General features: G+C 71.9%; 19 protein-coding genes. 13 read left to right on the forward strand and 6 right to left on the reverse strand.

What is annotated here, in order from left to right; genetic code table 11:
• The 3 genes from ACF07N_RS07005 (at nucleotide 1) to ACF07N_RS07015 (ending at nucleotide 2,041) form a co-directional block, all read left to right on the forward strand.
• Complete coding sequence (locus ACF07N_RS07005; protein WP_392109375.1) at nucleotides 1-651, forward strand: AIM24 family protein; 651 nt, start codon at nucleotides 1-3, stop codon at nucleotides 649-651.
• The gene (locus ACF07N_RS07010) at nucleotides 648-1,448 is read left to right on the forward strand and encodes an AIM24 family protein (protein WP_392109378.1); all 801 of its coding nucleotides are present in this window, start codon (nucleotides 648-650) and stop codon (nucleotides 1,446-1,448) included. The genes ACF07N_RS07005 and ACF07N_RS07010 overlap by 4 nt, the downstream gene beginning before the upstream one ends.
• A 116-nt stretch (nucleotides 1,449-1,564) precedes the next feature.
• Nucleotides 1,565-2,041: a MarR family winged helix-turn-helix transcriptional regulator gene (locus ACF07N_RS07015; protein WP_383325274.1), complete on the forward strand. Its 477-nt coding sequence runs from the start codon at nucleotides 1,565-1,567 to the stop codon at nucleotides 2,039-2,041.
• 10 nt (nucleotides 2,042-2,051) lie between these two features.
• Here the strand turns inward: ACF07N_RS07015 and ACF07N_RS07020 are convergent, their stop codons facing one another.
• Together ACF07N_RS07020 and ACF07N_RS07025 are read right to left on the reverse strand one after the other, a co-directional pair.
• Nucleotides 2,052-3,461 (reverse strand): sensor histidine kinase, encoded by a 1,410-nt coding sequence (locus ACF07N_RS07020; protein ID WP_392109381.1) that lies wholly within the window; start codon nucleotides 3,459-3,461, stop codon nucleotides 2,052-2,054.
• On the reverse strand, nucleotides 3,458-4,126 hold the full coding sequence (locus ACF07N_RS07025) for a response regulator transcription factor (protein ID WP_383325268.1): 669 nt from the start codon (nucleotides 4,124-4,126) through the stop codon (nucleotides 3,458-3,460). Before ACF07N_RS07025 ends, ACF07N_RS07020 begins: the two co-directional genes overlap by 4 nt.
• 116 nt (nucleotides 4,127-4,242) lie before the next feature.
• Here ACF07N_RS07025 and ACF07N_RS07030 point away from each other — a divergent pair, with 116 nt between their 5' ends.
• Nucleotides 4,243-4,899, forward strand: a complete 657-nt coding sequence (locus tag ACF07N_RS07030) for a PepSY domain-containing protein (protein WP_392109384.1) — start codon at nucleotides 4,243-4,245, stop codon at nucleotides 4,897-4,899.
• Between the two features lie 368 nt (nucleotides 4,900-5,267).
• Here ACF07N_RS07030 and meaB read toward each other — a convergent pair whose 3' ends face one another.
• Nucleotides 5,268-6,224: a methylmalonyl Co-A mutase-associated GTPase MeaB gene (gene meaB / locus ACF07N_RS07035; protein ID WP_383325262.1), complete on the reverse strand. Its 957-nt coding sequence runs from the start codon at nucleotides 6,222-6,224 to the stop codon at nucleotides 5,268-5,270.
• Nucleotides 6,225-6,257: 33 nt separating this feature from the next.
• A complete protein-coding gene (locus ACF07N_RS07040) occupies nucleotides 6,258-7,466 on the reverse strand; it encodes an acetyl-CoA C-acetyltransferase (RefSeq protein ID WP_392109387.1) in 1,209 nt (402 codons plus the stop codon).
• A gap of 148 nt (nucleotides 7,467-7,614) precedes the next feature.
• On the opposite strand from ACF07N_RS07040, the gene mce reads away from it, so the two are divergent.
• The 7 genes from mce (at nucleotide 7,615) to ACF07N_RS07075 (ending at nucleotide 17,515) form a co-directional block, all read left to right on the forward strand.
• Entirely contained in the window at nucleotides 7,615-8,055 is a 441-nt protein-coding gene (gene mce / locus ACF07N_RS07045) for a methylmalonyl-CoA epimerase (protein ID WP_383325256.1), read from the forward strand.
• A gap of 232 nt (nucleotides 8,056-8,287) precedes the next feature.
• Nucleotides 8,288-12,235, forward strand: a complete 3,948-nt coding sequence (gene scy, locus ACF07N_RS07050; protein WP_392109390.1) for a polarized growth protein Scy — start codon at nucleotides 8,288-8,290, stop codon at nucleotides 12,233-12,235.
• A 184-nt stretch (nucleotides 12,236-12,419) separates the two neighbouring features.
• Complete coding sequence (locus ACF07N_RS07055; RefSeq protein ID WP_094055892.1) at nucleotides 12,420-13,355, forward strand: cellulose-binding protein; 936 nt, start codon at nucleotides 12,420-12,422, stop codon at nucleotides 13,353-13,355.
• A gap of 86 nt (nucleotides 13,356-13,441) precedes the next feature.
• Entirely contained in the window at nucleotides 13,442-14,407 is a 966-nt protein-coding gene (locus ACF07N_RS07060; RefSeq protein WP_392109393.1) for an ABC transporter ATP-binding protein, read from the forward strand.
• A 2-nt stretch (nucleotides 14,408-14,409) separates the two neighbouring features.
• Nucleotides 14,410-15,180, forward strand: coding sequence for an ABC transporter permease (locus tag ACF07N_RS07065; protein ID WP_392109396.1), 771 nt, complete (start codon nucleotides 14,410-14,412; stop codon nucleotides 15,178-15,180).
• Between the two features lie 125 nt (nucleotides 15,181-15,305).
• On the forward strand, nucleotides 15,306-16,640 hold the full coding sequence (locus ACF07N_RS07070) for an ATP-binding cassette domain-containing protein (protein ID WP_392109399.1): 1,335 nt from the start codon (nucleotides 15,306-15,308) through the stop codon (nucleotides 16,638-16,640).
• Nucleotides 16,637-17,515: an ABC transporter permease gene (locus ACF07N_RS07075; protein WP_383325241.1), complete on the forward strand. Its 879-nt coding sequence runs from the start codon at nucleotides 16,637-16,639 to the stop codon at nucleotides 17,513-17,515. Before ACF07N_RS07070 ends, ACF07N_RS07075 begins: the two co-directional genes overlap by 4 nt.
• 6 nt (nucleotides 17,516-17,521) lie before the next feature.
• On the opposite strand, the gene ACF07N_RS07080 is transcribed toward ACF07N_RS07075, so the two are convergent.
• Nucleotides 17,522-17,851, reverse strand: coding sequence for an ATP/GTP-binding protein (locus tag ACF07N_RS07080; protein WP_383325238.1), 330 nt, complete (start codon nucleotides 17,849-17,851; stop codon nucleotides 17,522-17,524).
• A gap of 275 nt (nucleotides 17,852-18,126) precedes the next feature.
• On the opposite strand from ACF07N_RS07080, the gene ACF07N_RS07085 reads away from it, so the two are divergent.
• Nucleotides 18,127-19,155 (forward strand): LLM class flavin-dependent oxidoreductase, encoded by a 1,029-nt coding sequence (locus tag ACF07N_RS07085; protein WP_383325235.1) that lies wholly within the window; start codon nucleotides 18,127-18,129, stop codon nucleotides 19,153-19,155.
• Nucleotides 19,156-19,239: 84 nt separating this feature from the next.
• Here the strand turns inward: ACF07N_RS07085 and ACF07N_RS07090 are convergent, their stop codons facing one another.
• Nucleotides 19,240-19,632: an SCO5389 family protein gene (locus ACF07N_RS07090; RefSeq protein ID WP_383325232.1), complete on the reverse strand. Its 393-nt coding sequence runs from the start codon at nucleotides 19,630-19,632 to the stop codon at nucleotides 19,240-19,242.
• Between the two features lie 252 nt (nucleotides 19,633-19,884).
• On the opposite strand from ACF07N_RS07090, the gene nucS reads away from it, so the two are divergent.
• Complete coding sequence (gene nucS / locus ACF07N_RS07095; RefSeq protein WP_392109404.1) at nucleotides 19,885-20,556, forward strand: endonuclease NucS; 672 nt, start codon at nucleotides 19,885-19,887, stop codon at nucleotides 20,554-20,556.
• The last annotated feature ends 19 nt before the right edge of the window (nucleotides 20,557-20,575 follow it).

The raw sequence follows: 20,575 nt of genomic DNA on the forward strand, positions 1-20,575 counted from the left end.
ATGGCCTTCCGGGAGATCAACGCGAAGATGATCGAGGCGACGGTCGCACCGGGACAGCGGCTGTTCAGTCAGCGCGGCGCGATGCTCGCGTACCGGGGCGAGGTGTCGTTCACGCCCAACATGGCCGGTGGCCAGGGCGGGATCATGTCGATGATCGGCCGCCGGGTCGCCGACGAGGACACGCCCCTGATGACGGTCGAGGGCAGCGGCACGGTCCTGTTCGGGCACGGCGGGCACCACGTCCAGGTGATCCGGCTCACCGGGGACACCCTGTACGTCGAGGCGGACCGGCTGCTGGCCTTCGAGGGCACGCTCCAGCAGGGCACGATGTTCCTGGGCTCCCAGGGCGGTGTGATGGGCATGGTGCGCGGGCAGGTCAGCGGCCAGGGGCTGTTCACGACCACGCTGAAGGGGCACGGGGCCGTCGCGGTCATGGCCCACGGCGGCGTCATCGAGATCCCGATCACCCCGCAGCGCCCGGTGCACGTCGACCCGCAGGCCTACGTCGCCCACCACGGCGAGGTCCGCAACAAGCTGTCCACGGCGCTGGGCTGGCGGGACATGGTGGGCCGCGGCTCGGGCGAGGCGTTCCAGCTGGAGCTGAGCGGCAGCGGTGCGGTGTACGTCCAGGCGTCGGAGGAGAAGCTGTGAGCACCTACGGAACCCCGGGCGCCGGCCCCGCGGTCTTCGACCCGGCGACCCTGCCGCCCGACGACAACGTCAATCCCCACACCTTCTGCGTGGAGCTCAAGGGGAGCCAGTGGTTCCTGCAGAAGGGGAAGATGATCGCCTACTACGGCTCGATCGACTTCAACGGCGTCGGACACGGCCGGCTGGACCGTCTCGTGCGCACCTCGTTCCATTCGCCACTGCACGCGAGCGACTGGGTCGTGGCGGAGGGCTCGGGCAAGATGCTCCTCGCCGACCGGGCCTTCGACGTCAATTCGTACGACCTCGAAGACGGCAACCTGACCATTCGCTCGGGCAACTTGCTTGCTTTTCAGCCAACTCTGTCGCTGAAGCAGTCCATCGTGCCGGGTTTCCTGACCCTCATCGGAACCGGAAAGTTCGTGGCCGCGTCGAACGGCCCGGTGGTGTTCATGGAACCCCCGATCCGGGTCGACCCCCAGGCCCTGGTCGGCTGGGCGGACTGCCCCTCGCCCTGCCACCACTACGACCACGGCTACATGACCGGCGTGATGGGCGGCCTACGTGCGCTGACGGGTCTGGGCGGGGCCTCCGGCGAGGAGCACCAGTTCGAGTTCGTCGGCGCCGGCACGGTCCTGCTGCAGTCGTCCGAGACCCTGATGGCGGAGCAGGCCACGGGGGCCGTGCCGCAGCAGGCGGGCGTGCCCGGAGGCGGTCCTTCCGGGCATCAGCCGGGCCAGTCCGGGGTACCGCGTCTTCCCGGACAGCTGGGAGACCTCCAGCGTCGCTTCGGGCTGTGAGCGGTAGTCTGCGGAGTGTGACATCGAACGCCTGCGCACTGTTGTTCGCCAGGTGGGCGCGGTCACACGCCACCCCTCACTAGTTCGCCTTTCAACCTTTTAGGTAGACTTCATTCATGGAGACCGAGACGGCCACCCGCTGGCTGACCGATGCGGAGCAGTGCGCTTGGCGCACCCACCTGGAGGTCAACAGGCTGTTGACGTACCAGCTCGAGAAGGACCTGCAGCCGTTCGGCCTGACAATGAACGACTACGAGATCCTGGTGAATCTCTCCGAGTCCGAGGACCTGCGGATGCGGATGAGTGACCTCGCCTCGGCCACGATGCAGTCCAAGAGCCGGCTGTCGCACCAGATCACCCGCATGGAGAACGCGCACCTGGTCCGGCGGGAGAACTGCGAGTCGGACCGCCGGGGGCTCTACGCGGTCCTCACCGACCACGGCATGGCGACGATGCGGAAGGTCGCGCCGCACCACGTGGCATCCGTGCGCAGGCACTTCATCGACCTGCTGTCCCCCGAGGCCCTGACGGAGCTCGACAAGGCACTCAAGCCCATCGCCGAGCACCTGCGCGGGCAGCGCGGGCGTCCGTGAGCACGGTCCCCTAGGCGAGCGGCAGGCGGAGTTCGAACAGGGCTCCGCCCGCCGGTCCCCGTCCCGCCGTGAGCGTCCCGCCGTGCCGGACGGCGACGTCCCGGGCGATGGCGAGCCCGAGCCCGGCACCGCCGTCGTCGCGGCTGCGGGCGTCGTCCAGCCGGACGAACCGTTCGAAGATCCGCTCCCGGTCGGCCTCCGGCACCCCGTTCCCGTCGTCGGCCACCCCGACCACGGCACGGCCGCCCTCCCGCCGCACGCTCACCGTGACGGCCGACCGGGCGTGCCGCTGGGCGTTGTCGAGCAGGTTGGCGAGCACCCGCCCGAGCTGCCCCCGCGAGCCGGTCACCTCGACCGGCTCCGCGTCCACGGTCACCCCGGAGCGCCCCTCGGCCTCCTGCCGGGCCAGCCCGGCGAGGTCGACGCGCGTGTCACCGTGCCGCTCCCCCGCGTCCAGCCGGGCGAGCAGCAGCAGATCGGCGGCGAGCCGCTGCAGCCGCACGGTGTCCTCCACGGCCCCGTCGAGGTCCAGCAGTTCGGGATGGGCGGCGGCCACCTCCAGCTGCGTGCGCAGCGAGGCGATCGGGCTGCGCAGCTCGTGGGAGGCGTCGGCGACGAACCGCCGCTGCCGCTCCACGGACGTCTCCAGCGCCGCCAGCGTCTCGTTGGTGGTGCTCGCCAGCCGGGCGATCTCGTCATGGGTGTCCGGCTCCGGAACGCGCCGCGCGAGGTCCTCGGACCGGGTGATCGCGGCCATCTCGCGCCGGATGCCCTCCACCGGCCGCAGGGCCCGCCGGGTGACCAGCCAGGTGACGCCCGCGACGACGGCGAGCAGCAGCGGGAACCCGATCAGCATCACGGTCAGCGCGGTCCGCACCGCCCCGTGCTCGGCGGCCAGCGGGGCGCCGGCGTGGACCGTGAGGGTGCCGCGGTCGGGCGTCTCCACCTCCACGGCCGCGTACCGGTAGTCCTCCGTGTCCCCGTCGACGGTCGCGGACCCGTTGCTGAAGACGGTCTCCGAGGAGATCTCCCCCGTTTCCAGGGTCTCGCCCGGGGTCTCGGAGTCGTCCTCGTCGTCCCCGGCCGGCTTCGCGGCGGGCTGCGCCTTCACCCGGTCGCTGTCCGTGCCGCTGATCCGCTCCAGGTCCTCGCTGACCGCGACCAGCCGCCCGTCCTCGTCCAGGACCTGCACCGGCCCGACGTCCCCGTCCAGCCCGGACAGCTTGCCGTACGGCGTCCCGGCGGCGAGCTCGGAGGCGACGGCCCGCGCGGAACGCTCCGCCTGGGTACCGGCCTCGCCCATCAGGTTGGACCGCAAGGACAGCAGCACGGCGGCCCCGGCCGCGACCAGCGCCACCGCGACCACCAGCGTGGCACCGAGCGTGGCCCGCGCCCGCACGGACCCGAACAGCCGCCTCACGGCGAGGTCTCCAGCCGGTACCCGGCGCCGCGCACGGTCCGGATCAGCTCCGCCCGCAGCTTGCGCCGCAGGGTGCTGACGTACACCTCGACGATGTTCGGATCACCCTCGTACGCGAAGTCCCAGACGTGCTCCAGGATCTCCGCCTTGGACACCACCTCGCCGGCCCGGAGCACGAGCTGCTCCAGCACGGAGAACTCCTTGGCGGTCAGCGCGATCTCGTCGTCCCCGAGGAACACCCGGCGCGCGGCCGTGTCCACCCTCAGGTCCCCGTGCACGTGCACGGGCGAGGCCTGCGCCCCCTGCCCGCGCCGCCGCAGCAGCGCCTTGATCCGGGCCACGAGCACGACGTAGGAGAACGGCTTGGTCAGATAGTCGTCCGCGCCCGTGTCGAGCCCCTCGGCCTCGTCGTACTCGCCGTCCTTCGCGGTCAGCATCAGGATCGGCACCTCGTGCCCGGCGGCGCGCAGGGCGGCGCAGACCCGGTAGCCGTTAAGCCCGGGCAGCATGATGTCGAGGACGACCAGGTCGTACGTCCCCTCCGAGGCCCGGTGCAGCCCTTCCTGGCCGTCGTGGACGACGTCCACGGCGTACCCCTCGGCCGTCAGGCCCCTGGCGAGCGACAGGGCCAGCCGCTTCTCGTCCTCCACGATCAACAGGCGCATGCGTCAAGAGTCGCAAAGGGAACCTGAAGATCCCTTCAGGGGCTTTCAGCTTCCCCTCAGCCTGCGTCGGCCAGAGTCGAGGACATCGCAAACGAAACGACTCGGGAGGATTCCGCATGAAGCGCAACATCGTGATCGCCGCTGTGACCGCCGCCGCTCTGATCGGAGGCGGCACGGCCACGGCTCTCGCGACCACGGGAGACGACGAGGGCGCGGCGCGTCAGGCGGCGGACACCCGGCTGACGGGCGACAACGCCCGGGACGACCGCGACGACCGCGACGACCGCGACGACGACGCCGCACGGGCCGCCTCCACCGACGTCTCGGCGCCCGAGGCGATCGCCGCCGCGCTGAAGCGCACGCCGGGTACGGCCGTCTCCGCCGAGCTGGACGACGAGGACGACGGCGGCAAGGTGGTCTGGAAGGTCGACGTCCTGTCCGGCGACGACGCCTGGCACAGCGTGAGCGTCGACCCCGCGAACGGCAAGGTGCTCGGTTCGCACACGGACGACGAGGACGACACGGCGCGGGTCCGGACGGCGCTGAAGGGTTCCTCGGTGACGGCCGAGGAGGCCGCGAAGGCCGTGGCCGGCAAGGGTGCGGTGACCTCCGTCGACCTGGACGAGGACGGCGAGGACCGGTCCTGGGAGGCCGAGACCCGTACGCCCGGCGGCGCCGGGCAGGACTGGAAGGTCGACCTCAAGACGGGCAAGGTCACGGCGGACCGTGCGGACACGCAGGACGACGCGGACGACGCTGACGACCAGGACTGATCAGCAGCTGTCCCTCTTCACGGCCCGGCATCCCCACGGACGCCGGGCCGAGCGGGGTCCGCAGCCCTGCCTCGCGGGGTGCCACTGCGCCGGTGCTGGACCCGGTGGGTCCGCAATCCGGCGGAACGGAGTGCCGCTGCGCCCACCCGTGCCACCCCTGGCGGCACGCGTGCCCGCAGCTACGCGGACCCGCACCCGCCGGACGGCGCAAGGGGACGTGCCGGGGGGTGTCCGCCCGCAGCGGTTGGCGCGTCAACGGACAGTCGGTCGGCGTCCGACCCCATCGCGCCGTTCCGAGGACGGACACCCCCGGCGCGGCCCCGACCCCCGCACGGCAACGGGCGGAACCACCCACCGGCCCGGCGGGCTCAGCCCTCCGTCAGCCCCGCCACCAGTTCGTCCGCCGCGCGGTAGGGATCCAGCTCCCCCGCCACGATCCGCTCCGCCAGCGCCCCCAGGCGCCGGTCGCCGTGCAGGTCGCCGATCCGCTCCCGCAGGGCCGTCACCGCGATCGTCTCGACCTCGCGCGCGGCCCGGGACATCCGCCGCTCCGCGAGGACCCCCCGTTCCTCCATCCAGGCCCGGTGCTTCTCCAGCGCCTCGACGACCTCGTCCACGCCCTCCCCCCGCGCGGCGACGGTCTTCACGATCGGCGGGCGCCAGTCGCCCGGCCCCCGCGCCTCGCCCAGCCCCAGCATGTGGTTCAGTTCGCGGGCCGTCGCGTCGGCCCCGTCCCGGTCCGCCTTGTTCACGACGTACACGTCGCCGATCTCCAGGATCCCGGCCTTGGCCGCCTGGATCCCGTCCCCCATCCCCGGCGCGAGCAGCACCACCGACGTGTCCGCCTGCGAGGCGATCTCCACCTCGGACTGCCCGACCCCGACCGTCTCGACGAGGATCACGTCGCAGCCGGCCGCGTCCAGCACCCGGATCGCCTGGGGCGCGGCCCACGCCAGCCCGCCCAGGTGCCCGCGCGTCGCCATCGAGCGGATGTACACGCCCGGGTCGGACGCGTGCTCCGACATCCGCACCCGGTCCCCGAGCAGCGCACCGCCCGAGAACGGGGACGACGGGTCGACGGCGAGCACGCCGACCCGCTTGCCCTGCTTGCGGTAGGCGGAGACCAGCGCCGAGGTCGACGTCGACTTGCCGACCCCGGGCGACCCGGTCAGACCCACCACGTACGCCCCGCCGGTCAGCGGCGCCAGCGCCGCCATGACCTCCCGCAGCTGCGGGGACGCCCCCTCCACCAGCGAGATCAGCCGGGCGACGGCCCGCGGCCGCCCCTCCCTGGCCTGGGCCACCAGCGTGGAGACGTCCTGCATCACAGCTCCGTTCAGATCAGCGAGTACCGAAACTCAGGCCTTGGGCACACGCACGATCAGCGCGTCGCCCTGACCACCGCCACCGCACAGCGCGGCCGCGCCCACGCCACCGCCCCGACGCTTCAGTTCCAGCGCCAAGTGCAGCACGAGACGGGCTCCGGACATCCCGATCGGGTGACCCAGGGCGATGGCGCCGCCGTTGACATTCACCTTTTCGGTGGACACTCCGAGATCCTTCATGGACTGCACGGCCACCGCCGCGAACGCCTCGTTGATCTCGATGAGGTCGAGGTCCGCGACCTCGAGCCCCTCCTTCTTCAGCGCGTGCAGAATCGCGTTGGACGGCTGCGACTGCAGCGAGTTGTCCGGCCCGGCCACGTTCCCGTGGGCCCCGATCTCGGCGATCCACTCCAGGCCGAGCTCCTGCGCCTTGGCCTTGCTCATCACGACCACGGCGGCGGCGCCGTCGGAGATCTGCGAGGCGGAACCGGCCGTGATCGTGCCGTCCTTGGAGAACGCCGGGCGCAGCTTGGCGAGCGACTCCGCGGTCGTGTCGCCGCGGATGCCCTCGTCCTTGCTGAACAGCACCGGGTCACCCTTGCGCTGCGGGATCTCGACCGGCGTGATCTCGGCCTCGAACAGGCCGTTCTTCTGCGCCGCCGCGGCCCGCTGGTGCGACAGCGCGGCGATCTCGTCCTGCTCGGCCCGGCCGATGCCCAGGCGCGTGTTGTGCTTCTCCGTCGACTCGCCCATGGCGACGCCGTCGAAGGAGTCGGTGAGGCCGTCGTACGCCATGGCGTCGAGCATCTGCACCGCGCCGTACTTGAAGCCCTCGCGGGACTTGGGCAGCAGGTGCGGGGCGTTGGTCATCGACTCCTGGCCGCCGGCGACGACCACGTCGAACTCGCCCGCGCGGATCAGCTGGTCGGCCAGCGCGATGGCGTCGAGGCCGGACAGGCACACCTTGTTGATGGTCAGCGCCGGCACGTTCATCGGGATGCCGGCCTTGACCGCGGCCTGGCGCGCCGGGATCTGCCCCGCCCCGGCCTGCAGCACCTGGCCCATGATCACGTACTGCACCTGGTCGCCGCCGATCCCCGCACGGTCGAGGGCGGCCTTGATCGCGAAGCCGCCGAGGTCGGCCCCCGAGAAGGACTTGAGCGAGCCGAGCAGCCGTCCCATGGGCGTACGCGCGCCCGCGACGATCACCGAGCTGTTCGCCTCAGATGTTCCAGAAGTCATGAGCTGCGATCCCCTTACCGGCTGCACAGCCGAGGAGTGAACGAGGGTTTACTTCGAATGTACTGAGTGGCACTCCGTGCCGTCATCGGGCTGTCGGTGTGATCGCGCGCACGTTGCGTAACCACCTCGGGGGCGCTGCACTGAAACCATGCTGACGCGAATCGACCACATCGGAATCGCCTGCCACGACCTCGACAAGACCGTCGAGTTCTACCGTGCCACCTACGGCTTCGAGGTGTTCCACTCCGAGGTCAACGAGGAGCAGGGCGTGCGCGAGGCCATGCTCAAGATCAACGAAACGTCCGACGGCGGCGCCACCTACCTGCAGCTCCTGGAGCCGACCCGCGAGGACTCCACCGTCGCGAAGTGGCTGGCGAAGAACGGGGAGGGCGTCCACCACATCGCCTTCGGTACGGCGGACGTGGACGCGGACGCCGCGGACATCCGCGACAAGGGCGTACGCGTGCTCTACGAAGAGCCGCGACGCGGTTCCATGGGGTCACGGATCACCTTCCTGCACCCCAAGGACTGCCATGGCGTACTGACAGAACTGGTCACTTCGGCGCCTGTTGAGTCACCTGAGCACTGACCCTCGTACATAGGGGCCGGTAGGGTTGGGTGCGGTCGCCGCTCAGCCAGGGTGACCGCGGTCCCGCCGTGCGACGGCAGGACCACCGGGGTCCGGGTTTCGGGGGACGAGCGCCGGGGCAGCAGCCTCTGCTCCGCCGATGATCTGACACCATTCCCCGGGGGCCCCGTTCGGCGAATGGACGGAGCTCGTTCGGAAAGAGTTGCGACCAGGGGACGGATGGGACCGCGCAGTGCGGGGCTACGAGAGCCAGGAGCGAGAGCCGGCGGCTGACGTCGACCACCTCTCTCGGTTCGAAGCCGAGATGAAGCGGCTGAAGACCGAACGGGAAAAGGCGATCCAGCACGCCGAGGACCTCGGCTACCAGGTCGAGGTGCTGCGCGCCAAGCTGCACGAGGCGCGGCGCACCATCATGTCCCGGCCCTCCTTCGACGGGGGCGACATCGGCTGGCAGGCCGAGCAGTTGCTGCGCAACGCGCAGATGCAGGCCGACCAGATCCGCGCGGACGCCGACCGGGAGCTCAGCGAGGCCCGGGCCCAGACCCAGCGGATCCTCCAGGAGCACGCCGAGCAGGCGGCCCGCCTCCAGGCGGAGCTGCACCAGGAGGCGGTCACCCGCCGCCAGCAGCTGGACCAGGAGCTGGCCGAGCGCCGCCAGACGGTCGAGTCGCACGTCAACGAGAACGTGGCATGGGCGGAGCAGCTGCGCGCCCGCACCGAGCAGCAGGCCCGCCGGCTGCTGGAGGAGTCCCGCGCGGAGGCCGAGCAGGCCCTTGCCGCCGCCCGCGCGGAGGCCGAGCGGCTGGCGACCGAGGCACGGCAGCGGCTGACGAACGCGGCCGAGGAGGCCCGGGCCGAGGCCGAGCAGATCCTGCGCCGCGCCCGCACGGACGCCGAGCGGCTCCTCAACGCCGCCTCCACGCAGGCCCAGGAGGCCACCGACCACGCCGAGCAGCTGCGCACCTCCACCGTCTCGGAGTCCGAGTCGGCGCGCCGCCGGGCCCAGGAGCTGAGCAAGGCCGCCGAGCAGCGGATGGCCGAGGCCGAGGAGGCGCTGCGCAAGGCGCAGACCGAGGCGGACAAGCTGGTCGCGGAGGCCAAGGAGGCCGCCGCCAAGGCCCTGGCCAGCGCCGAGTCCGCGAACGAGACGCGCACGCGCACGGCCAAGGAGCAGGTCGCCCGGCTGGTCGAGGAGGCCACCAAGGAGGCCGAGAGCACCAAGTCCGAGGCCGAGCAGATCGTCGCGGACGCCCGGGCCGAGGCCGAGAAGATCGTCGCGGAGGCCGCCGAGAAGGCCCGCACGCTCACCGCCGAGGAGACCGCGACCCAGCTGTCCAAGGCGGCCCGTACGGCCGAGGAGGTCCTCAACAAGGCGTCGGAGGACGCCAAGAAGACCACCAAGGCCGCCGCCGAGGAGGCCGAGCGGATCCGCAAGGAGGCCGAGGCCGAGGCGGACCGGCTGCGCGCCGAGGCGCACGACATCGCCGAGCAGCTCAAGGGCGCGGCGAAGGACGACACCAAGGAGTACCGCGCCAAGACGGTCGAGCTGCAGGAGGAGGCCCGCCGGCTGCGCGGCGAGGCCGAGCAGCTGCGGGCGGACGCCGTCGAGGAGGGCGAGAAGATCCGCGCCGAGGCCCGCAAGGAGGCCGTGGCGCAGATCGAGGAGGCGGCGAAGTCCGCCGAGGAGCTGCTCGCCAAGGCCAAGGCGGACGCGGACGAGCTGCGCACGACGGCCCAGACGGACAGCGAGAAGGTCCGCACCGAGGCCATCGAGCGGGCGACGACCCTGCGCCGGCAGGCCGAGGAGACCCTCCAGCGCACCCGGCAGGAGGCCGAGCGGCACCGCGAGGAGGTCGTCGAGCAGGCCGAGGCCCTCAAGGCGGAGGCCGAGCGCGCCGCGCGCGAGCTGCACGAGGAGACCGAGCGGGCCGTGGAGGCCCGGCGCGCGGAGGCCGCCGAGGAGCTGGCGCGGCTCCAGCGCGAGGCCGAGGAGCGGCTGACGGCGGCCGAGCAGGCCCTGTCCGACGCCCGGGAGGAGGCCGCGCGGATCCGCCGCGAGGCCGCCGAGGAGAACGAGCGGCTGCGCGCCGAGGCCGCCGAGCGGATCCGCACGCTCCAGCAGCAGGCCGAGGCCGAGGCCGAGCGGCTGCGCGACGAGGCCGCGTCGGACGCGTCCGCGGCGCGGGCCGAGGGCGAGGCCGTCGCCGTCCGGCTGCGCTCGGAGGCCGCAGCCGAGGCCGAGCGGCTGAGGTCGGAGGCGCAGGAGAGCGCCGACCGGATGCGCGCGGAGGCGCAGGCCGCCGCCGAGCGGCTCGCCACGGAGGCCTCCGAGACGCTGGCCGCCGCCCAGGAGGAGGCCAACCGGCGCCGCCGCGAGGCCGAGGAGGTCCTGGGCAGCGCCCGGCAGGAGGCGGACCAGGAGCGCGAGCGGGCCCGGGAGCAGAGCGAGGAACTGCTGGCCTCGGCGCGCAAGCGCGTGGAGGAGGCGCAGACCGAGGCCGTCCGGCTGGTCGAGGAGGCCGACCGGCGCGCCACGGAGATGGTGTCGGCGGCCGAGCAGCACGCGCAGCAGGTCCGGGACTCCGTCGCGGGGCTGCACGAGCAGGCGCAGGAGGAGATCGCCGGCCTGCGCTCCGCCGCCGAGCACGCGGCGGACCGCACGCGCAGGGAGGCCCAGGAGGAGGCGGACCGGGTCCGCTCCGACGCCTACGCCGAGCGGGAGCGGGCGAGCGAGGACGCGGGCCGGCTGCGGCGCGAGGCTCACGAGGAGTCCGAGGCCGCCAAGGCGCTCGCCGAGCGGACGATGTCCGAGGCGATCGCGGAGGCGGAGCGGATCCGCACCGAGGTCGCCGAGCACGCCCAGCGCGTGCGCACCGAGGCGTCGGACACGATCGCCGAGGCGGAGCAGAGCGCCTCGCGCACCCGGGCGGACGCCCGCGAGGACGCCAACCGCATCCGATCGGACGCGGCGGCGCAGGCGGACGCCCTCATCACCGAGGCGCGCAGCGAGGCGGAGCGGCTCACCACCGAGACGGTCCAGGAGACCGACCGGCTGCGGATGGAGACGGTCACCGAGGCCGAGCGGGTCCGCACGGAGGCCCTCTCCGAGGCCGAGCGCGTCCGCTCCGAGGCGGCCGCGGAGGCCGAGCGGCTGCGGGCCGAGTCGGTCGCCACGGCCGACCAGCTGGTCGGCGAGGCCACCGGCGAGGCGGAGCGGCTGCGGGCCGAGGCCGCCGAGACGGTCGGTTCGGCGCAGCAGCACGCGGAGCGGGTCCGCTCCGAGGCCGAGCGCGTCAAGGCCGACGCTCAGGCGGAGGCGGAGCGGCTCGTCGCCACCGCGCGCGAGGAGGCCGACCGCACCCTGGACGAGGCCCGCAAGGACGCCAACAAGCGGCGCTCGGAGGCGGCCGAGCAGGTCGACAAGCTCATCACGGAGACCACGGCCGAGGCGGACAAGCTGCTCACCGAGGCGCAGCAGCAGGCCCACAAGACCACCGCGGAGGCCGAGGCACAGGCCGACACGATGGTGGGCGCGGCCCGCACGGAGGCCGACCGGATCGTCGCCGAGGCGACGGTCGAGGGCAACTCCCTGGTGGAGAAGGCCCGGACGGACGCGGACGAGCTGCTGGTCGGCGCGCGCCGGGACGCCACGCAGATAAGGGAGCGCGCCGAGGAGCTGCGCGACCGCATCACCTCGGAGATCGAGGAGCTGCACGAGCGGGCCCGCCGGGAGTCGGCCGAGACGATGAAGACGGCGGGCGACCGCTGCGACGCGCTCGTCAAGGCGGCCGAGGAGCAGCTCGCGAAGGCCCAGGCGAAGGCCAAGGAGATCGTCTCGGAGGCCAACTCCGAGGCGGGCAAGGTCCGCATCGCCGCGGTGAAGAAGGCGGAGGGCCTGCTCAAGGAGGCCGAGCAGAAGAAGAACACGCTCGTCCGGGAGGCCGAGGAGCTGAAGGCCGAGGCGATCCGCGAGGCCAAGCGCACGGTCGAGGAGGGCAAGCGCGAGCTGGAGGTGCTGGTCCGCCGCCGCGAGGACATCAACGCCGAGATCTCCCGGGTCCAGGACGTGCTGGAGGCGCTGGAGTCCTTCGAGGCCCCGGCCGCGGGCAAGGACAACGGGGTCAAGGCGGGTGCGACGGTCGGTGCACCCCGATCGGGTGGCAAGAGCCCGGAAAGCTAGCGAAGCGGGGCGAATCCGGTGTGTGCTGAGGAGCTTTGACCAAGTTTTTGGCAAGCAGTCCGACGGTTAGCCACTCAAAAGGGGTGTCATTTTCCAGATCAAACGCGCATCCGCTCGATGACACACCGTTTCGGCCCCTAGGATTCCACCTATCACCTCACCGGTCTCATTCGACAGGAACCCCATGAGCGACACTTCCCCCTACGGCTTCGAGCTTGTGCGGCGTGGGTACGACCGCGCTCAGGTGGACGAACGTATCTCCAAGCTCGTCTCCGACCGTGACAGCGCTCTCGCCCGCATCACCGCTCTGGAAAAGCGCATCGAAGAGCTCCACCTCGAGACGCAGAACGCCCAGGCCCAGATCACCGACGCCGAGCCGTCGTACGCGGGTCTCGGCGCGCGTGTGGAGAAGATCCTCCGCCTCGCCGAGGAAGAGGCGAAGGACCTGCGCGAGGAGGCCCGGCGCGCGGCGGAGCAGCACCGCGAGCTCGCCGAGTCGGCCGCCCAGCAGGTGCGCAACGACGCCGAGTCGTACTCCGCCGAGCGCAAGGCGAAGGCCGAGGACGAGGGCCTGCGGATCGTCGAGAAGGCCAAGAGTGACGCCGCCCAGCTGCGGGCCGAGGCACAGAAGGACGCGCAGTCCAAGCGTGAGGAGGCGGACGCCCTCTTCGAGGAGACCCGCGCCAAGGCCGCTCAGGCCGCCGCCGACTTCGAGACGAACCTCGCCAAGCGCCGCGAGCAGTCCGAGCGGGACCTGGCCTCGCGTCAGGCCAAGGCCGAGAAGCGCCTCGCCGAGATCGAGCACCGCGCCGAGCAGCTGCGCCTGGAGGCCGAGAAGCTGCGCACGGACGCCGAGCGCCGCGCCCGCCAGACGGTGGAGACCGCCCAGCGCCAGGCCGAGGACATCGTGGCCGACGCCAACGCCAAGGCCGACCGCATCCGTTCGGAATCCGAGCGCGAGCTGGCCGCCCTCACCAACCGCCGCGACAGCATCAACGCCCAGCTGACGAACGTCCGCGAGATGCTCGCGACGCTCACGGGCGCCGCGGTGGCCGCCGCCGGCACGCCGGCCGAGGACGAGCCGATCTCCCGCGGGGTCCCGGCCCAGCAGTCCCGGTAACAGCCCGGCATACGGAGTCCGAACCTCCGCAAAGCCCTCTGCCGCTCGGGTGGCAGAGGGCTTTGTCCCGTTCTAGCGTGGCGGGCATGATTGAGCTGGAGGGGCTGACCAAGCGGTACGGCGAGAAGGTGGCGGTCAACAACCTGTCCTTCACCGTCCGGCCGGGCATCGTCACCGGCTTCCTCGGGCCGAACGGCGCGGGCAAGTCCACCACCATGCGGATGATCCTGGGCCTCGACCACCCGACCGCGGGCGACGTCCGGATCGACGGCAAGCACTACCAGCAGCTGAAGGATCCGCTGACGTACATCGGCGCCCTGCTGGAGGCCAAGGCCTGGCACGGCGGGCGCAGCGCGTACAACCACCTGCTGTGCCTCGCGCAGAGCAACGGCATCCCGCGCGCCCGGGTCGGCGAGGTGCTGGAGACGGTCGGGCTGACGGCGGTCGCGAAGAAGAAGACCAAGGGCTTCTCCATGGGCATGGGGCAGCGGCTGGGCATCGCGGCCGCGCTCCTCGGCGATCCGCGGATCCTGATGTTCGACGAGCCGGTCAACGGCCTCGACCCCGAGGGCATCCACTGGATCCGCACCCTGATGAAGTCGCTGGCCGCGCAGGGCCGGACCGTGTTCGTCTCCTCCCACCTGATGAGCGAGATGGCCCTGACGGCCGATCACCTGGTCGTCATCGGGCAGGGGCGGCTGCTCGCGGACACCTCCATGGCCGACTTCATCGCGCGCAACTCGCGCTCGTACGTGCGGGTGCGCAGCCCGCAGCGGGAACGGCTGCTGGACGTGCTGCACCAGGCGGGGGTGGTGGCCGTCGAGAGCGGCGAGGGGGTGCTGGAGGTGGACGGCGGCAAGGCCGAGCACGTCGGCGAGCTGGCGGCGCAGCACGGTCTCACGCTGCACGAGCTGAGCCCGCAACAGGCGTCGCTGGAGGAGGCGTTCATGCGGCTGACGGCGGAGTCGGTGGAGTACCACGCACAGAGCGGGACGAGCGCCGAGCCACCACCGCAGCAGCAGCAGTGGGGCGACGGCTGGAAGAGGGGCTGACCATGGCGGTGACCCAGGTCGTGCGGTCGGAGTGGACCAAGATCCGGTCGGTGCCGTCCACGGTGTGGACGCTGTCGCTGGTGCTGGTCGTGACGGTCGCCCTCGGCATGCTCATCTCGGCCCTGTCGAAGAGCGAGTTCGACTCGATGAACGCGCAGGAGCGCGCGGAGTTCGACCCGACGTTCATCAGCTTCGCCGGGATGAGTCTCGGCCAGCTCGCGATGATCGTGTTCGGGGTGCTGGTCGTGTCGAACGAGTACAGCACCGGCATGATCCGCACCTCGCTGGCGGCGGTGCCGCAGCGGGGCTCCTTCCTGTTCAGCAAGATCGCGGTCGCCACGGCCCTCGCCCTGCTGGTCGGGCTGGTCACCAGCTTCGCCGCCTTCTTCCTGGGGCAGGCGATGCTGGGCGAGCACCGGGCGGAGATCGGCGACCCCGGGGTGCTGCGGGCGGTGCTGGGCGGCGGCCTCTACATGGCGCTGATCGCGATGTTCTCCATGGGCGTCGCCGCGATGCTGCGCTCGCCGATGCTGTCGCTGGGCATCCTGATGCCGTTCTTCTTCCTGATCTCCAACATCCTGGGGAACGTCGACGCGACGAAGAAGGTCGGCCGGTTCCTGCCCGACCAGGCCGGCAGCAAGATCATGCAGGTGGTCCCGCCCCTGGACGACGACACGCCGTACGGGCCGTGGGGCGGCCTGGGGATCATGGGGCTGTGGGTGCTCGCCGCCCTGATCGGCGGATTCGTGCTGCTGAAGAAGCGTGACGCCTAGAACCGGGGCGGACGCGGCGTGACCTTTTACCTGCTCTTGGGCGGAACCGTCAGCGCCTCGATATCCTCCTAACCCTTACGGGGGCGTGTGCCCCGCTGTCCTGAACCTTGCGATGGGTGCGGAGCATGATCGAAGCAGTCGGCCTGACGAAGCGCTACGGCGACAAGACCGCTGTGTACAACCTTTCCTTCCAGGTGCGGCCCGGAGCCGTCACGGGCTTCCTCGGGCCGAACGGTTCGGGCAAGTCGACGACGATGCGGATGATCCTCGGGCTCGACAACCCGACGGCCGGGCAGGTGACGATCGGCGGCTACCCCTACCGCAAGCTGCCCAACGCCGCCCGCCAGGTCGGCGCTCTGCTGGACGCCAAGGCGGTGCACGGCGGCCGCTCCGCCCGCAACCACCTGCTGTGCCTGGCACAGCTGTCGGGCATCCCGGCCCGGCGGGTGGACGAGGTGCTGGGAGTCGTCGGCCTGCAGGACGTGGCGAAGAAGCGGTCCAAGGGCTTCTCGCTCGGCATGGGACAGCGGCTCGGCATCGCCGCGGCGCTGCTCGGGGACCCGCAGGTGCTGCTGTTCGACGAGCCCGTCAACGGCCTCGACCCCGAGGGCATCCTCTGGGTGCGGAACCTGATGAAGGCGCTCGCGGCGGAGGGCCGGACGGTCTTCGTCTCCTCCCACCTGATGAGCGAGATGGCGCTGACGGCCGATCACCTCATCGTGATCGGGCGCGGGCAGCTGCTCGCCGACATGAGCGTGACGGACTTCATCTCGGCGAACTCCGCGGACTTCGCCCGGGTGCGGACGCCGGACACCGAGCCGCAGCAGCGCGAGAAGCTGTCGTCGGCGCTCACCGAGGCGGGCGGGCACGTGCTGCCCGAGCAGGACGGCGCGCTGCGCGTGACGGGTCTGCCGCTTCCGCGCATCAGCGACATCGCGCACCGCGCGGACGTGCGTCTGTGGGAGCTGTCGCCGCACCAGGCCTCGCTGGAGGAGGCGTACATGCGGATGACGCAGGGCGCGGTCGACTACCGCTCGACCATCGACCAGAAGGAAGGCCTCCAGCAGCCGCTGCCGCCCGGCGCGCAGCCGCCGATGCCGGTGCCGGGCCAGGGCCAGCCGGGCTGGTACGCCCCGCCGCCGCCCCAGCAGGGCGGGCAGCCGTTCCCGATGCCGCCGCAGGGCGCCCCGGCACAGGCCCCGGCGGGCCCGTACGGCGCCGCCCAGGCGGCTCCCGGCCCGGGAACCCCCAACCCGTACGCCCAGCCCGCGCCGCAGACGCCCCAGGGCACCCCGCAGGCTCCGGCGCAGCAGGCCCCCGCCGCGGACGCTCCGTCCGGGCCCGCGGCCGGTGCCGGCGCCCCGCAGGCGCCCGCCGTGCCCGCGCAGCCCGCAGCGGCGCCGTCCGCGCCCGCCGCCGCCCCGACCTCCGACCTGACCAAGCCCGAGGACGCCCGATGAGCAGCCCCCAGTCCCAGATGCCGCAGGCCGCGCCCGCCTGGCAGGCGGCGCCCGGCGCCGCGTTCCCCGCCGGCCCCGGCTACACCTCGCCGATCCCGGTCGTGCGCACCCACCTCGGGCACGCCATCGCCTCGGAGTGGACGAAGATCAGGTCGGTGCGCTCCACGCTGTGGACGCTCGGCGTCTTCGTGCTGCTCGTCGTGGGCATCGGCACGCTGACCGGCGCGGTGGTCGCCAAGTCCGACCCGGCCCTGGACGGCGAGAGCCCGCTCGGGCTCGGCTTCTTCGGACTGCTGCTGGGCAGCATGTGCATCATCACGCTGGGTGTGCTGACCACGGCCTCGGAGTACGGCACGGGCATGGTGCGCACCACGATGGTGGCGTGCCCGAGCCGCGGCCGGGTGCTGGCGGCGAAGGGCGTGGTGTTCTTCCTGGTCGCGTTCGTCGTGACGCTGGTGTCGGCGTCCCTCGTCGCCTTCATGCACGTGGCCATGCTGGAGGGCGACGGCGCCAAGTCCCCCTCCGGCGGGGAGTGGCTGAAGGGCACGGTCGGCATCGCCGCGTACGTGGCGATGCTGGGCCTGCTCTCGCTGGCCATCGGCTCGATCATCCGGCACTCGGCGGGCGCCATCACCATCATGATCGGTGCCGTCCTGGCCCCGCTGGTGATCGCGCTGTTCATGTACTCGGAGTCGCTGCAGGGCGTCCGCGACGCGCTGTTCGAGTACTCGATCCCGAACCAGCTGAGCGTCTTCTACTCCAACTCCCTCAGCCAGTCCGGGCCGTCGGGCTGGGACCCGCTGTGGATCATTCTCGGCGCGACGGCCGTCGCCTTCGCCGCCGCCTTCGCGCTGCTGGAGAAGCGGGACGTCTGAGCCCGGTCAGAACCTCGGCGCGTTACGGGACCGCTGCACCCCGGGGGTGCGGCGGTCCCGCGCGTTCCAGCAGGCCTTGTGCCAGTGCCGTCTGTCGTCGACGCCCGTGTGCTCGGCCCAGGCCACCACGTGCGGCACCCCGTCGGGGATCAGCTGGTCGCAGCCGGGGCAGCGGTACGACTTGCCCTGCGCGCTCGCGCCGGCCACGTGCCGCACGCTCCAGTTCTCGCCCCGCCAGTGCTCCGAGGACTGCCAGCCGCCGTAGCGGCCGCGGTCGTCCTCGGAAGTCCGGCCGGACGATCCGGCGCCCTTGGGTCGGTTGCGACGCGGGGACACGGGACACCTCTCGGGGCTATACAGGAAGCGGGCCGTGTCCAGCCTACGCGGCGGGCGGACGGGTACGCGTACGGCACCAAACGCCGCAAGTCCCTCGCCGGGCGGGGCGGGCTCTTCCCCGGGTCCGCGCGCGGGGTCCGCGCCCGGCCCCTCGCGGAGCGCCCCATTCTGCAGACAATCCGCAAATTACCCCGACCGGCCGTGTCCTCGGCACGTGTCAGACGGTTATGCCCTGCGGGGGAGCTCCGTGTCGGAGCCAAGGAAGCAGGAAAGCAATGCGCGTTGGAAGTTTCGTGTTGGCGGCCCAGTTCCCCGGTCAGGGTGAGGGAGAGGCGCTGCACCGCGCGGTCCGCTCGGCCGAGGTGGCCGAGGAGGCCGGGCTCGACACGGTCTGGCTGGCCGAGCACCACTTCGTGCCGTACGGCACGTGCCCGTCGGCCGTCACCCTGGCCGCCTTTCTGCTGGGCCGCACCCGCCGCATCCGGGTCGGTACGGCGGTGAGCGTCCTGCCCACCGTCCATCCCGTGGCCCTCGGGGAACAGGCGGCGCTGCTGCACCACACCAGCGGCGGCCGTTTCACGCTCGGCGTCGGGCGTGGCGGGCCGTGGGTCGACCTGGAGGTGTTCGGCGCGGGCCTGGAGGCGTACGAGACGGGGTTCCCGGAAGCCCTGGACCTGCTGGACCGGTGGCTGCGGGAGCCGTCCGTGGCGGCCGACGGCGAGCGGTTCCGCTTTCGCGAGGTGCCGGTGGTGCCCCGGCCGTCGGAGGCGCTCACGGAGGTCGCCGGGCCGGAGCTGGTGGTCGCGTGCACCTCCCCGGCGAGCGTGCGGCTGGCGGCCGAGCGCGGGCTGTCGATGCTGCTCGGGATGCACGTGGGCGACGAGGAGAAGGCCGAGATGGTCGCCCTGTGGCGGCGGCACGCGCGCGCGTGCGGTCGGCCGGCGGAGGAGATCGACCGCGCGTCCCATGTGTCGGCCGGTGTCTGCCAGATCGCGGACCGGCGGGTCGACGCGGCGGAGACGCTGATGAAGGCGATGCCGGGCTGGCTGAAGCAGGGCCTGGAGGCCCATGTCACGGTCGACGGGCGCACCCGCCGGATGCGCGACCCGCTGGCCTACACCGAACTGCTCTGCGGGCTGCACCCGGTGGGCACCCCGCGGCTGTGCGCCGACCGGCTGGCGGCGACCAGTGAGCGGACCGGCATCTCCCGCTTCGCGCTGCTCGTCGAGGGCTCGGGCGACCTGGCGGCGACCGAGGAGAACGTCCGGCGGCTGGGGGCCGAGGTGCTCCCCCAACTCGTCTGAGTGCGCGGTGCGTTCCCTGTCGCTTGCCGCTCCGGTACAGAACTGCACCTCCCGCGTACGGAGCGGCAAGCAAGCGGCGCCGCGTCAGCAGTCCCGGAACTCGGGCGACTGGTTCAGCACCTGACTGCGGACCGAGGTGAAGCGGGTCAGCGTCGCATCGACCGAGGAGTCAAGCGGGAAGACGGCCACCCGGTGGCAGTTCTGGAAGGCCAGGCGGACACCGAAGTGGCGTTGCAGCGCTCCGCGTATCGCGTCACTCGCAAGTGCACGCAGCAGCTGGCCGCGTGCCTGCTCGTCCGGCGGAGGCGTCTGGTTGTCGGCGAACGCACCGCCGTCCACCTTCAGCTGGGCCACCAGGGAGCTGATCATCTCCCACGCATAGGGCAGGGAGGTCCGGACGCAGTCGACGAATTCCGCTTCGTCGACCTCGCCTCGCTCGGCCTGTTCGAGTAGGGCCGGTGAGACGTCGAGCGACATGAGTTCTCCTCTCGCACCCCCAAGGAGCAGGGGTTGCCTGACAGATGAGGGAGAGCGCGATACCGGACACGCTGCGTACACGCACCGCGACCTCCCGCTCATACGGTAAGCAACGGCCGGGGGCGGCACCAGGAAAATGCGCAGATGAGACACTCCCAGTGAGCACACCCTGCACACAATCGGCCAACACCGAACACGTGTTTTCCAGGGCGAATCGCGTCGACCCGTGCCCGTCGAGTAGCGTTGCCGACCATGCGTCTCGTCATTGCCCGCTGCTCCGTGGACTACGCCGGGCGGCTCACCGCCCACCTTCCCTCGGCCCCGCGCCTGATCCTGGTGAAGGCGGACGGCAGCGTCTCGATCCACGCCGACGACCGGGCCTACAAGCCCCTGAACTGGATGTCGCCGCCCTGCACGTTGAAGGAGGGCACCGGGGAGGACGAGGGCGTCTGGACCGTCATCAACAAGGCGGGCGAGAAGCTCATCATCACGATGGAGGAAGTCCTCCACGACTTCTCGCACGAACTGGGCGTCGACCCCGGCCTGATCAAGGACGGCGTGGAAGCGCACCTGCAGGAGCTGCTCGCCGACCGCATCGAGACACTCGGTGAGGGCTACACGCTCATCCGCCGCGAGTACCCGACGGCCATCGGCCCGGTGGACATCCTGTGCCGGGACGCCGACGGGAAGACCGTCGCCGTGGAGATCAAGCGGCGCGGTGAGATCGACGGTGTGGAGCAGCTGACGCGCTATCTGGAGCTGCTGAACCGCGATCCGCACCTCGCCCCGGTCCGCGGCATCTTCGCCGCCCAGGAGATCAAGCCCCAGGCCCGCGTCCTGGCCACCGACCGCGGCATCGGCTGCCAGGTCCTCGACTACGACGCCCTGCGCGGCATCGAGGACGACAAGCTGCGCCTGTTCTGACGCCTCCACACACGAGGGG

The organism is Streptomyces sp. NPDC015242 (assembly GCF_043079125.1).
Classification (GTDB): Bacteria; Actinomycetota; Actinomycetes; order Streptomycetales; family Streptomycetaceae; genus Streptomyces.